The 13,328-nt window shown below is 54.9% G+C and carries 7 protein-coding genes and 3 tRNA genes; 3 read left to right on the forward strand and 7 right to left on the reverse strand.

The genetic code is table 11. The features are described 5' to 3' along the window. Together LZP96_RS08700 and LZP96_RS08705 are read right to left on the reverse strand one after the other, a co-directional pair. Positions 1–3,434, reverse strand: a 3,434-nt coding sequence (locus tag LZP96_RS08700) for a beta strand repeat-containing protein (RefSeq protein WP_374230094.1), incomplete at its 3' end; no start/stop codon positions are given. Between the two features lie 453 nt (positions 3,435–3,887). Next, positions 3,888–3,963: transfer RNA gene (locus LZP96_RS08705), tRNA-Asn, on the reverse strand. A 228-nt stretch (positions 3,964–4,191) separates the two neighbouring features. Between LZP96_RS08705 and emmdR the strand changes: the two genes are divergently transcribed. Beyond that, a complete protein-coding gene (gene emmdR, locus LZP96_RS08710) occupies positions 4,192–5,631 on the forward strand; it encodes a multidrug efflux MATE transporter EmmdR (protein WP_064328159.1) in 1,440 nt (479 codons plus the stop codon). Positions 5,632–5,711: 80 nt separating this feature from the next. Next, positions 5,712–5,787: transfer RNA gene (locus tag LZP96_RS08715), tRNA-Asn, on the forward strand. A 92-nt stretch (positions 5,788–5,879) separates the two neighbouring features. Here the strand turns inward: LZP96_RS08715 and LZP96_RS08720 are convergent. The 5 genes from LZP96_RS08720 to LZP96_RS08740 all read right to left on the reverse strand — a co-directional run bounded on the left by LZP96_RS08720 (position 5,880) and on the right by LZP96_RS08740 (position 11,994). Then, complete coding sequence (locus tag LZP96_RS08720; RefSeq protein WP_258925824.1) at positions 5,880–7,655, reverse strand: aminopeptidase P family protein; 1,776 nt, start codon at positions 7,653–7,655, stop codon at positions 5,880–5,882. Positions 7,656–7,673: 18 nt separating this feature from the next. Continuing rightward, positions 7,674–9,128, reverse strand: a complete 1,455-nt coding sequence (locus tag LZP96_RS08725) for an AMP nucleosidase (RefSeq protein ID WP_064326630.1) — start codon at positions 9,126–9,128, stop codon at positions 7,674–7,676. A 74-nt stretch (positions 9,129–9,202) separates the two neighbouring features. After that, positions 9,203–10,516, reverse strand: coding sequence for a shikimate transporter (gene shiA, locus LZP96_RS08730; RefSeq protein ID WP_258925825.1), 1,314 nt, complete (start codon positions 10,514–10,516; stop codon positions 9,203–9,205). A gap of 269 nt (positions 10,517–10,785) precedes the next feature. Next, positions 10,786–11,709 carry an acyltransferase gene (locus LZP96_RS08735; RefSeq protein WP_258926028.1) on the reverse strand — a complete coding sequence of 308 codons (924 nt, stop codon included), beginning with the start codon at positions 11,707–11,709 and terminating at the stop codon, positions 10,786–10,788. Positions 11,710–11,918: 209 nt separating this feature from the next. Continuing rightward, positions 11,919–11,994, reverse strand: a tRNA-Asn gene (locus tag LZP96_RS08740). A gap of 321 nt (positions 11,995–12,315) precedes the next feature. Between LZP96_RS08740 and nac the strand changes: the two genes are divergently transcribed. Continuing rightward, the gene (nac, locus tag LZP96_RS08745; RefSeq protein ID WP_064326628.1) at positions 12,316–13,233 is read left to right on the forward strand and encodes a nitrogen assimilation transcriptional regulator NAC; all 918 of its coding nucleotides are present in this window, start codon (positions 12,316–12,318) and stop codon (positions 13,231–13,233) included. The last annotated feature ends 95 nt before the right edge of the window (positions 13,234–13,328 follow it).

Genomic DNA, 13,328 nt, shown 5'->3' on the forward strand with positions numbered 1-13,328 from the left:
CCGCTGATTTGCTTCAGGGCGCTGTTCAGTTCGGCGGTGGTGCCCAGGTTGAGGCTGGTGTAGAGCTCGTTGCTGGTGTAGCCCGCGTCCAGCGCGTGCGCCACGTCGCTGACGGAACCGTCCGTCACCACATCGGTATAGGCATTTTTGGTCATGGTAACGTCAACGTTGCCGTCGGCGTCGGTGGTGCCCTGGGCGTTCCAGACCACGCTGGTGGACCGGATGGCATCGGCGTTGGTGAGGTTGTCACCTTCCACCACGTTATCGAAGGTGACGGTGGTATCGGCAGTGCCTGCGGTAAAGCCGGTGTTGATGCCGACACCGTTCAGGCTGGCGTTGTTCACCGTCAGCTGTCCGGCGCTGCCGTTCGCACTGGTGCCGACGACGTAGCCGGAGAGGGCGTAAGAGCCAGCAGGAGATGATTCGACGTTACCTGCCTGCGCAGACTGGCACTCCCCGCCAATACAGACGGTGCCGTAGTTAACCATGGAACTGCTGCTGTCGGTATAGAACGGCTTGCCGTAGTCGGCGATGATGTTGATGGTGCCCATCGAGTCGTTAACCACCTTGCCGCCGTTCAGCGCCACCATCCCGACCAGTTGGTTTTCGTCGGTTTGTGTCACGTTGGCATCAGCCGTCAGGGTAATGCTGCCCTGGTTGATGGCGGTGCCGCCGTTAAGCGCCATCATGCCGAAACCGGCATTATTAACCGTAATGTTGCCCGTGTTGGTGGCTGTGCCGCCGCCATAACCGCTTTTGGTGGAGCCGGCGACCATACCCGCGCTGGTGATATACAGATCTGAAGGTTGCCAGTAGCGGGTGTCGGTGATATTACCCTCGGCATCCAGCGTGGGTTGAAAGCCATCCAGAGTGATATCGCCCGCGTTGATGGCGGTGCCTTTACTGGCGGAAACGCCGAAAACGCCAGCGCCCTGTAAGGTAATGGTGGCGCCTTCATTGTTAATGACGGTTGCGCCACTTTCGGCCAGCATGGCGTAGTTAGAATTTCCGTAATATGCAATAGGGAAATCGAACATTCCATAGCTCTTGGCTGGCGTCAATGTAGACGTTATCGTGATACTCCCGCCCGCGCTATTTTCCATCAGTGAACCAGAACCATTGGCTTCCATAAGGGCGACAGGATAACTCCCTGCCCGACTCTCGGTGGCCGTCACCTTGCCGCTATTGATAACATGAGCCCCTTTTTCGGCACGGAACAGGGGTGTTGAACCAGTAAGGTTTACCGAGCCTTTGTTTTCAATCGTAGAGCCTTCGCCCGATGCCCTCAGGATGGCAAAGATGTGATAGTAGTCAGTTGTTTTGGAGGGAATGTAATTAACATCGACTTCGGAATTTTCGTCCAGAGTCAGTGTGCCACCGTTTTCCACGCTGGCGAGCATGGCGGGAGCACCCATATAAGCGTTGATTTCAACGTTCGATTCCCCGCTCAGCGTTACCGTACTGGCGCCGTTAATGTTGATCCCTGTAAGCGTTGAGACATCGTAGCTGGGGTAGTGCGCGTAATTGACATCCACGCCGCCCATAATTTCAACGGTATTGCCGTTACCCTGAACGTCCAGGCCATAGGCATCCATGAACTGACCATCTTCGACGACTTGATCACTCATGGAGACATCCATTTTGCCGTTCAGAACGACATCATTGCCGGTACCGCTTACCGTCACACCGATGAGTTTGTCGCTGGAGGCAGCCTTACCGTCTTTACCGTACTCTGCTTTCAGGTTGACGTTACCGGAAATCACCGTACTGGTGTTATTGCCCGTCACACTGATACCGGTCGCCCCACGGGAAACGCCGTCGCTGTCTGTTTCAGCATTAACGTTGATACTACCGTTCAGCGTGACCTGCGAGTTATCGCCGCTAATCAATGCGCCTGTACCCAGCAGACTGACATCAATATCCCCTTCGTTGACATAAATATTCTCGCTGCCCGCGATCAGAAAACCGACAGAACCCGCATCGCGAACCGTGACCTTCCCTTTATTGGTGATCTGGCTGTTTTTGCCATTCGCCAGAACACCATTGGCGCCGTTGGTGACCACCATATTGCCGTTCTGCGTTAAGTTTGTTTTATTGCCATTAATAAGCGTCCCGGTAGAGCCCGCTCCGTCAACGGTGGTCGCACCGGTATTCACAATTTGCGCATTATCGCCGTCAATAATTGCGCCTGTTGCGCCATCGGCAATATTCATCTCCCCTTCGCTGATAACCATTACGTTATCGCCATTGACAGACAGACCTACCGAGCCAGCGCCGCTGGCGGTAGTGTCGCCGATGTTGTCAACAACCGCGCCGTCACCGATGACTTTCGCCCCGGTACCGCCATCGGAGACGTTGACCGCACCATGGTTGATGACGTGCGTATCTTTGCCGTAAATAACAGAGCCGGTTGAGCCTGCGCCGCTGACGGTGGTCGTACCCGTGTTATCCAGCAGGGTATTGTCGCCGTCGACGACCATGCCTGTGCCGCCGCCGGTGATGGTGATATCGCCAGCGATGGCGGTTTTGCTGTTGTTGCCAGAAATCAGCGCGCCGGTTGCGCCATCAATAGTGGAATGGCCGGAAATCGCGTTAGTGGTGCCGTCGCCGGTGATGACAATGCCCGTTGCGCCATCGCTGACATGGGTATCGCCGCTAAGCGTGTTGGTGGCGTTATCACCGGAAATAATCGCGCCGATCGCTTTCTTGCCACTGATTTCCAGCCCGCGATCGCTGGTATTGGTGGCGTTGTTTTCGGCGATAACCTGCGTTTTATCACTGGCGAGGATCAGGTAGCCGCGACTGTCGTATTTCCAGTACCGGCCATTTTCCTGCGTACCTTCGATTACGGCGGCATTATTGTCAGTGACGTTCCAGCCAGTCACATTCAGTATTTTTCCATCCGGCGTGGTGATCTGCCACTTGTCGTTTTGCTGTGAATAGCTAAGCGTGGCGGCGCCGGGATGCGTGCCGTCGGCCAGTTTAATGTCATCGAAATTGAGGGTGTCCTTACCCCTGTCCAGCGTCAGGCCGTTACTGTAGGTGGTGACACGGGTGTCAGGTTCCGGCGGTGACGGTGGCGCAGGCGGTGACGGTGGCTCAGGCGGTGAGGGTGGCTCAGGGGGTGAGGGCGGCGTAGGCGGAACAGGCGCCACGTCGGATGACGACGAGTCCGAATCGTGATCGTTATAAGCAATGATGCCCACGCTGCTGGCAATGGCTGCCACGCTTGCGCCCAGCCAGAGCAACACGTCATCGTTATTCTCCTCTTTCTGGCACTTCAGGCTAAGCTTTTTTTGCTCGTCCTGGCTCAGGGAAGCGATATTGTCCGGGCATGCTGACGCGGCATTTAACTCGCTCTCCTCGGCGTAGGCAGAGAGCGCGCTGGATTGCAACGCGAGAGCAATACATAAGGAAAGTATGCTTTTTTTCATTGTATGACATCCTTGTTATGGTGCGGATTAATGCTTTGTGCGAAATGAAGAACTTCGGGTCATTCTGATATTAAATAGTATATTTCTGAAAGGACGGGCAGGATAGAGGGTGAAAATGACGGAATATCTATCAATGCTTATCATCCATCATTAATAATTATTTATTTTTCAGAATAAACAGGGGTTTAGCCGGTTTATGTAATTCGTTATTTGTATATATTAAGTTTTACTTTTGGCAGATTTAAGAATAAATAAATTATAATGCATTAGCAGTGTATTTAATTGGTTAGCAACCGACATAAATATTCGGCTTGTGAATTATTATTGAAAAGGGGGAATATAACGGTTGACGTAAAGCGTTGACTGACTTCGTTTACTGCATCATTGACCGCACGGCAAACGCCAGGTAGCAAAAAGCCCGCTTAAGTTTCCTTAAGCGGGCTTTTCTGAATGTGGCTCCTCTGACTGGACTCGAACCAGTGACATACGGATTAACAGTCCGCCGTTCTACCGACTGAACTACAGAGGAATCGGTTTGGAGGCCTATCTTAGCGAGCTAAAAAGTTTTGTCAAACCCGATCTTAGTAGGTTGGGTTCAATTGCTGAATCTGTACGCAGTTTGTTGTCTTTCCACACATCTTTTTATGGAAAATACTTTGCAGGATGAGGGTTTCTCACTCATCATTTGAAATGGAGTTTCAACTTTCTCTCTTTAAGGTCCATTTTGAACGTCACTGCCGCTTTACGCCAGGCCGTCATGCGAACGCCCTGGTATGCCAAACGAAAAAGTTACCGTGTTCTGTTCTGGCGTGAAATCACCCCGCTTGCTGTGCCTATCTTTCTGGAAAACACCTGCGTCCTGCTGATGGGGGTGTTGAGCACGTTCCTGGTCAGCTGGCTGGGTAAAGAAGCGATGGCCGGCGTGGGGCTGGCCGATAGCTTCAACATGGTGGTGATCTCTTTCTTTGCCGCCATTGATCTGGGGACCACGGTGGTGGTTGCCTTTAGCCTGGGCAAGCTCGACCCTAAACGTGCCCGCGAGGCCGCCCGTCAGTCGCTGATGATCATGACCATCTTCTCGATCGTTCTGGCGGCAGTGATCCACTATTTCGGCAAAGAGATTATCGATATTGTCGCCGGGGACGCGAACAACGAAGTCAAAGGCCTGGCGCTAACCTACCTGGAGATGACCGTCCTGAGCTATCCGGCGGCGGCGATAGCCCTGATCGGCAGCGGAGCGTTGCGTGGTGCCGGGAACACTAAAATTCCGCTGCTCATCAACGGCGGGATGAACATCCTCAATATCATCATCAGCAGTATTCTGATTTACGGCATTTTCTCCTGGGACGGTCTGGGCTTTATCGGCGCCGGACTGGGGCTGACGATCTCCCGTTACATTGGTGCCATCGCGATTATTGTGGTGCTGATGGTGGGCTTCAATCCTGCGCTGCGTATCTCGCTCAAAAGTTACTTCCGCCCGTTTAATTTCGCCATTATCTGGGAAGTGATGGGCATTGGCATTCCGGCCAGCATCGAATCGGTGCTGTTTAACAGCGGCAAGCTGCTGACCCAAATGTTTGTGGCAGGCATGGGGACCGACGTGATTGCCGGTAACTTTATTGCCTTTTCCATCGCCTCACTGATTAACCTGCCGGGCAACGCCCTGGGGTCGGCGTCAACGATCATTACCGGCAAGCGGTTGGGGAAAGGGCAGATTTATCAGGCCGAGCGGCAGCTGCGTCACGTATTTTGGCTCTCGACGATTGGCCTGACGCTGATCGCCTGGGGATCGGCTCCCTTTGCCGGACTGTTGGCCTCGTTTTATACCCATGAAGATGACGTTAAAGAGGTGGTGAAAATCCTGATCTGGCTGAATGCCGCCTTTATGCCAATCTGGGCCGCGTCCTGGGTACTGCCTGCGGGCCTGAAAGGCGCAAGGGACGCCCGCTTTGCGATGTGGGTTTCCATGCTGGGAATGTGGGGCTGTCGTGTTGTCGCGGGCTATACGCTGGGGATTATGCTGGGCATGGGTGTGGTCGGCGTCTGGCTGGGGATGTTCCTCGACTGGGCCGTGCGCGGCGCGCTGTTCTACTGGCGCATGGTCAGCGGGCGCTGGCTGTGGAAATACCCGCGAGAAAAGAATAAATCGGAGAAAATCGCCGGAGCCAGCCTGACAAATGCACAAAGTGGAGAATAAATCGGCAAACGATTCATTTTACGCATTCAGCCTTTGACATCGGAAGGGGCCATCGATAATATGCGCCCCGTTCACACGATTCCTCTGTAGTTCAGTCGGTAGAACGGCGGACTGTTAATCCGTATGTCACTGGTTCGAGTCCAGTCAGAGGAGCCATATTCAGAAAAGCCCGCTTAAGGAAACTTAAGCGGGCTTTTTGCTGTCTGCGCGTCACGAAACATGCCGGGCACGTGGCCCGGCGGTTAAGGTCAGGCGGCCTGCACGCGAATCGGTGCCGTTGCGGCGAAAAGCCACGGGCGCGCATCGCTGTCCACCAGCGGGGAGAGGGCCTCCCGGACCTGCTGATGATAATCGTCCAGCCACTGTTTATCCTGCTCGCTGAGCAGATGCATTTCGACCTGACTGAGATCGACAGGAATCAGCGTCAGGGAGGCAAAGCGGCAAAAGCCGGGCTGGCTTTCGACGATCTCAACCTGATTTTCTATACGGATCCCGTGGCTGTCGGCCTGATAATAGCCAGGTTCGATGGTCATGATATTCCCTGCCACCAGCGGCCATGGGTTGAACTTTTTCGCCAGACGGTGCGGGTTCTCATGGATCAACAGCTGATGTCCCACGCCATGTCCGGTGCCGTGATCGTAATCCAGACCCATCTCCCAAAGCGCCCGGCGTGCAAAGGCGTCCAGCTGATGCCCCTGGCTGCCTGACGGGAACTGCAGGGTAATGAGCGATAAAAAGCCCTTCAGTACCGCCGTGTAGTGCAGGCGCTGCTGGGCGTCACGGCGGCCATACGACTGGGTGCGCGTGGCGTCTGTGGTGCCATTGTGGTACTGCCCTCCAGAGTCATTCAGATAAAAATCACCGCTGGTGATCGCTTTATTGGTCGCCACGCTGGCGTGGTAATGGCACATTGCGGCATTACTTGCCGAAGCGGAGATAGTGGCAAAACTCTGCTCAATAAAGCCAGGCTGTTGCTCGCGAAACGCCAGCTGTTTTTCCTGCGCTTCCAGTTCGGTGAGGGGCTGGCCCGCCGCTTCACGCTGCGGAACTTCCTGCGCCAGCCACGCCAGGAAGTTAACCCAGGCAGCGCCATCGTAATGATGGGCTTCGCGATAGCCCGCCAGCTCAACCGGATTTTTATGCGCCTTTAAAAGCGTAATGGGATCGGTCTGCCAGAGAATGTTCCCATGAGGTTCAATCGCAAAGCGCAGCGCGACAGGCGCGGAGTCCGCGTCCAGCCAGACGCGCTTGCCCTCCGACACCTGCTGAATGCGCTTAATAAAATCGTCCTGGGGTGAAATAACCAAACCGCTGACGGCGGAAGGGGGCAGTTCGATAAGTTTATCGCCGTCTACAAACCACTCCACGCCGCCGTCACGCGCAAGCAAGGCGAAGGAGAGGGGAACGGGACTTGTGGGGATATCTGCGCCACGCACGTTCAGCAGCCAGGCGATATTATCCGGCAGGGTAATCGCCAGATAGTCCGCCTCCTGGTCTGCCAGACGGGTCGCAATACGCTGGCGCTTTTCCTCACTGCTTTCACCGCTCACGGACACCGGCATTTCACGAATCAACCCTGCGGGCGGGGCAGGGCGATCCGTCCAGAGCGTATCAAAAGGCGAGGCTGCCAAAGGCGCCAGCTCGCACGGCGTTTGCGTCAGGGCGGTATAGTCGCTGTTCGTCATCAGCAAGGATTCAAAGGCGATGCGCGTTCCCGCAGGGACGTTTTCCTGTAACCAGTCGGCCAGCGGTTCGTTATGCAGATGATGGATCTCAAACGCCTCCATATCCACCTGAACCCGCGCCTGCACCTGATAACGCCCGTCAACAAACAACAATGCGCGATCTTTTAAAATCAGCGCCAGCCCCGCAGAGCCGTCAAAACCCGTCAGCCAGGCCAGTTTCTCATCGAAGGGGGCGCAATATTCGCTCTGCCAGGCGTCGGCACGCGGCACGATCATCCCGTCGAGCTGGTTAATCTCCAGCCACGAACGCAGGCGGCTAAGCGGTGATGTGGTGTGCATGTTTCTTCCTTATTGTTATTAACGGAACGGCGGCTCGTTGAACGTCCGCAGCTTGCGTGAATGCAGTTTGTCACCCTCCGCACGCAGTAAATCGATGGCGCGGATACCAATTTGCAGGTGCTCGGAAATTGCCCCCTCGTAGAAACGATTTGCCTGCCCGGGGAGCTTAATTTCGCCGTGAAGCGGCTTATCGGACACGCACAGCAGCGTGCCGTAAGGGACGCGGAAGCGATAGCCCTGGGCGGCAATGGTGGCACTTTCCATATCAATGGCCACGGCGCGGCTGAGGTTAAACCGCAGCGCGGAGGCCGAATAACGCAGCTCCCAGTTGCGGTCGTCGGTAGTGACGACGGTGCCGGTACGCAGACGCTGTTTGACCTCTTCACCCGGCATGCCGCTCACCGTTTTGGTGGCGTCGTACAGGGCGCGTTGCACCTCAGCAATACTTGGAATAGGGATGTCCGGCGGCAGCACCGCGTCCAGCACATGGTCATCACGCAGGTAGGCATGCGCCAGGACATAGTCGCCAATCACCTGGCTTTCACGCAGGCCACCGCAGTGGCCAATCATCAGCCAGACGTCCGGGCGCAATACCGCCAGATGATCGCAGATGGTTTTGGCATTCGACGGACCCACGCCGATATTGATAAGCGTAATCCCCTGACCCTCCGCCGTAATCAGGTGCCAGGCGGGCATCTGATGCTTTTTCCACGCCAGATCGGAAATCGCCTGCTCGGGAGCTTCGGTTTCTGCGGTGATCCAGATCCCTCCCGCACAGGACAGCGCGACATAGGGGCTATCAGGGTCGAGGATTTGACTGCACCCCCAGCGGACAAATTCGTCAACATAGCGGGTATAGTTGGTGAACAAAACAAAAGGCTGGAAATGTTCGACCGGCGTGCCGGTGTAGTGGCGCAGACGGGCCAGCGAGAAATCCACGCGACGGGCGTCAAAGTGCGAAAGAGGCGAAAATTCCGCAGGATGGTAAATCCCATCGGCGGTCTCATCGCCAATCTGTGACAGCTCGGTGGTCGGGAAATGGCGCGTCAGCCCCGCGCTCATCGAGCGGTCCAGCGTTAAGGCCGACCCATCGATTACGTAGGGATAGGGAATTTCATGCATCGAAGGTTCAACGGAGATATGCGCGCCGTAATCCTGATACAGGAGCGTGAGCTGCTCTTCGAGATAGGCGCGAAACAGCGCTGGACGTGTGACGGTGGTCGAATAGCAGCCCGCGTGGGTAAATCGCGCATAGGCACGCGTTTTAGGATTGGTGGTTGAACTCCCATCCCAGGTCACGGACAGTGACGGATAAACAAAAAGGCCGCTATTTCTGGCCTTTTGATCAGGAAGCGTCCCGTTTTCAATGTATTCACTGATGGCACTGCGCAGGGCGTTGACGGACTGTTCGTACAACGCTTCCAGCGTTTCCAGTGCCTGAGCCGGGGTCAGGCTGTTGCCCTTATTATTCATCTCTGTCTCCTTGTTCCACAGGTGTGCGGCTTACCCGATAGTATGTCACACGATTGTGAAACAAAAGTCAGAGATCAGGATGGGCTGTCTTTCATGAACATGGCGGTGAGCGCCGAGAGCAGACAGCCCGCCAGCAGATAGACCGCCACGCTGCGCCAGTCTCCTCCTGAGAAGGTCACCAGTGCCGCCGCGATAAACGGCGTGAATCCACCGCCCACCACGCTGGCAACCTGATATCCGACGCCCGCGCCGCTGTAACGGTAGCGCGCTCCAAACATCTCGGTGAACATGGGCTGCTGCACGCACACCACCATGTCATGCGCGATGTTCGCAAGCATGATGGCGAAAAACACAATCCAGAACAGCGATTGCGCCTCCAGCGCCATAAAGAACGGCCAGGCGCTGAAGGTCCCTATCAGTGCGCCAGTGATGTACACCCGACGCCGACCAAAACGGTCGGCAAGCCAGGCAAAGCAGGGGATAGTCAGGCAGCTTATGGCGCCCACCAGCAGACCGATGTTAAGGAACAACTCTCGCGAGAGGCCGAGATTTTGCGTGGAGTAGTTGAGGGCAAATGCCGTCACGATATACATCGTCAGCAGTTCGCACAGGCGCAGGGCGATAATCTTTAAAAACGCGCCGGGATGCTGAAGTAATGCTTCAATTACCGGCAGTCTTTGTTTAACCACGGGCTGATCGCGCTGCTGCTGCTCGAACTCGGTCGACTCTTCCATCCCGGTTCGGATCCACAGGGCAATGATGACGAGCAGGAGGCTAAACAGGAACGGGATACGCCAGCCCCAGCTCAGGAACTGTGCGTCGGTGGTGTAGTGGCTCACCAGTGAAACCAGCCCGGTGGAGAGCAAGAGCCCCACGCCGTACCCTACCTGCACGCCGCTGCTGTAGAAGGCTCTTTTATGGCGGGGCGCGCTTTCCACGGATAACAGCGCCGCGCCGCCCCATTCTCCGCCAACGGCAAAACCCTGAATGGCGCGTAACGTCACCAGCAGCGTGGGTGCCCACCAGCCAATGGCGGCAAACGAGGGCAACAGCCCGATAAGCGCGGTGGCGATACCCATCATCCAGACCGTGAGCATCAACATTCTTTTACGCCCGAGACGGTCGCCGAAATGGCCGAAAATGATCCCGCCGAGCGGGCGAAACAGAAACCCCACGCCGAAGGTGGCAAAGGCCGCAAGCGTTCCCATGGCGGGGCTAATCTGCGGGAAAAACTCGCGATTAAAGACCAGCGCGGCCGTGATGCCATAAAGCAGAAAATCGTACCAGTCGACGACGGCGCCGGCGAAGCTACCCAGTGCGGCGCGGCGCGCACGATGAAGTGAAGGTGTCTCCTCGTTGGCACGATCGGAGATGAGGGTGGTGTCCATAGTTGTCCTGTCTGTACTGATTTTTAATTATTGGTATAAGAAAAGGTCACTCACATTGCCTCCGTCATATAAACGGAACTGATGAGACTACCGCGATGGTGGGCTGGTGAAAACAATTTTATCTTTCCAGAAAGCGCTTAAACGCCACTGCAGAACTGTCGGCCCGGCGCGCCGTACAGCCGAATGATGGGCCACGGGTGTTCAGGGTTAAGTCCAGGAGTGACGTATTGAGGTCGTAAGGGAAACGGTAGTGATGTGACAGGTGCGGCCTACAGCGTGATCACTTTTTTAATGTACACGTTCGACAGCGCCAGCATGGAGATGAGCACGGAGCTGATAAACGTCAGCGCGATCAGCAGAAGTTTGGTGGTCAGCGACGTAATGGGGATCAGCGCGGCCAGCAAATGGAAAACGGAGTAGTGCAGGATATACACCCCAGTCATCGTTTTGCTGATCGCCGCCAGCATGGCTTCTTTTACTTCACTGTTCTTACGAAACCGGACGCCGTTCGCGGCAATCACCAGGGCGACAATCAGAATATAAATTTGTGACCCGGTCAGAATAAAAGCGTTTCGGTCGGCTTTAAACAACGCGAAGAAAAAGTGACGCTCGTAAAACCAGGTGAACAGATAAATGAACGGAATAGAAATCAGGGCCGTATTGATGACGCGCTTACGGTTTATCCATGCCGCGATGGACGGATCGCAGAACAGTTGTCCGGTCAGATAGAACAGCAGCCAGGTCCAGAGACGGTATTGCGGCGGTAACGAAAAGAGATGCTTTTCAGGATACAGCGCGGAGAGCAGATCGTAACCGTAAGAAAAGAGCAGCAGAACAGCGATGACCCCCATAAACAGGCGTCGACGCTGACTTAACCACTTCAGCAGGGGGTGGAGGGTGTAAATCACCAGGAACGCGAATACAAACCAGGGCTGAATGAGATAACCGCGCTGGTAAGGTTCCCAGACGTAATAAAGCGTCATCCAGAACAGAAAGACGATGACCAGATTTTTAATTTTATCGATCTGCCAGCGGTAACCGTGGCGGGATTGCGCGTCGAGATACCCGGAGACGACAAAAAACAGCGGGGTGGCGATGGTGGAAATAAAGGTCAGAAAACCCAGGATCCAGTGGTAATCGTAGTCATAACGATCCCAGGTGTTGTAGATCGTAAAAAAGGTCACCGCTGTCATACAGCCCAGCGTTTTAATGATGTTAAGTCCGGTCGCGTGCATTGTCGTTGAGCATGTCCTGACGTTGGATATCGGGATGTTCCGTTGCGCGAGAAGTGTAACAAATTCGGGGGCGAACGCCTGTCATTAATTGTCGTCGTAAGAAGCAGAGAAGGCGGTGACAGGGCAGAAAAGCAAAAAGCCTGCTCGAAAGCAGGCTTTTCTAAATTTGGCTCCTCTGACTGGACTCGAACCAGTGACATACGGATTAACAGTCCGCCGTTCTACCGACTGAACTACAGAGGAATCGTGTGAACGGGGCGCATATTATCGACGTCAGTTCCGGATGTCAAAGGGGAGAATCACTCATGCCGATCGTTTGCTGACAAAAGCATCAAATTGCGGTTTTCGTCAACGTATTGCACGGTTGTGGTGCAGACGTACCCCTTATGGGGCAGATCTTAAACCGCTGTTTCATTCATTAAACCGGGCGGAGTGATTAGTTTCTCTTATTTTCAGCCATTTAGCAGACATATCGGACCTCACTAAAAAACTGGCATTCATATTGCAAAACCTTTCTCAACAACTCGCGCCAGTACCGGCACTCTATTTTGAACAGGGGGCAACATGAACTTAAGACGACTAAAATACTTCGTAAAAATCGTCGACATCGGCAGCCTGACCCAGGCAGCAGAAGTGTTACATATCGCACAGCCTGCACTGAGTCAGCAGGTGGCCACTCTGGAAGGTGAACTGGATCAACAGTTATTAATCCGTACCAAGCGCGGCGTGACGCCAACCGAAGCCGGAAAAATTCTTTATACGCATGCCCGCACCATTCTTCGCCAGTGCGAACAGGCGCAGCTTGCGGTGTGCAACGTGGGGCAAACCCTGAGTGGACAGGTCTCGATTGGCCTTGCACCAGGTACGGCGGCCTCTTCGATTACCATGCCGCTGCTGCAGGCGGTTCGCGCCGAACTGCCGGAAGTGCTGGTTTATCTGCACGAAAACAGCGGTGCTGTCTTAAACGACAAACTTCTCAATGGTCAGCTGGACATGGCGGTGCTTTATGACCGTTCGCCGATTGCCGGGATCACCAGCCAGCCGTTGCTGAAAGAAGATCTCTATCTTGTCGGAACGCGGGATTGCCCGGGCCAGAGCGTCGATTTGACTGCCGTCGCTGAGATGAATCTGTTCTTACCCCGCGACTACAGCGCGGTACGCGTACGCGTGGACGAAGCCTTTTCACTGCGCCGCCTGACGGCAAAAATCATCGGTGAAATTGACTCTATTTCCACGCTGACCGCTGCGATTGCGAGCGGAATGGGCGTCACGGTCCTGCCCGAGTCTGCTGCACGTTCGTTATGCAGCGCCGCAAACGGCTGGATGGCGCGGATCACTACGCCATCCATGAGCCTGCCGCTCTCTTTGAACATGTCCGCCCGCGGATCGTTAACGCCGCAGGCCCAGGCGGTGAAAGAGATACTGATGTCGCTGGTCAGCCGTCCGTCGCTTGAGAACCGCGAACTTCAGCTGGTGAGTTAATATTCCTTAAAAGCATAAGATGCTGGTTTTTATTATTTGTTCTGCCGCGCTGCTGACTCTAACAATAGAGGCATACGAGATGGGGTGGAGTGAAA

It is taken from the genome of Huaxiibacter chinensis (assembly GCF_022171985.1).
Taxonomy (GTDB): Bacteria; Pseudomonadota; Gammaproteobacteria; order Enterobacterales; family Enterobacteriaceae; genus Enterobacter; species Enterobacter chinensis_A.

Excerpts from the sequence above, each read along its gene's own strand:
- LZP96_RS08735 (WP_258926028.1), bottom strand. The coding sequence starts at position 11,709 with ATGACAGCGGTGACCTTTTTTACGATCTACAACACCTGGGATCGTTAT.
- nac (WP_064326628.1), top strand. The coding sequence starts at position 12,316 with ATGAACTTAAGACGACTAAAATACTTCGTAAAAATCGTCGACATCGGC.
- LZP96_RS08725 (WP_064326630.1), bottom strand. The coding sequence starts at position 9,128 with ATGAATAATAAGGGCAACAGCCTGACCCCGGCTCAGGCACTGGAAACG.
- emmdR (WP_064328159.1), top strand. The coding sequence starts at position 4,192 with ATGCGAACGCCCTGGTATGCCAAACGAAAAAGTTACCGTGTTCTGTTC.
- shiA (WP_258925825.1), bottom strand. The coding sequence starts at position 10,516 with ATGGACACCACCCTCATCTCCGATCGTGCCAACGAGGAGACACCTTCA.
- LZP96_RS08720 (WP_258925824.1), bottom strand. The coding sequence starts at position 7,655 with ATGCACACCACATCACCGCTTAGCCGCCTGCGTTCGTGGCTGGAGATT.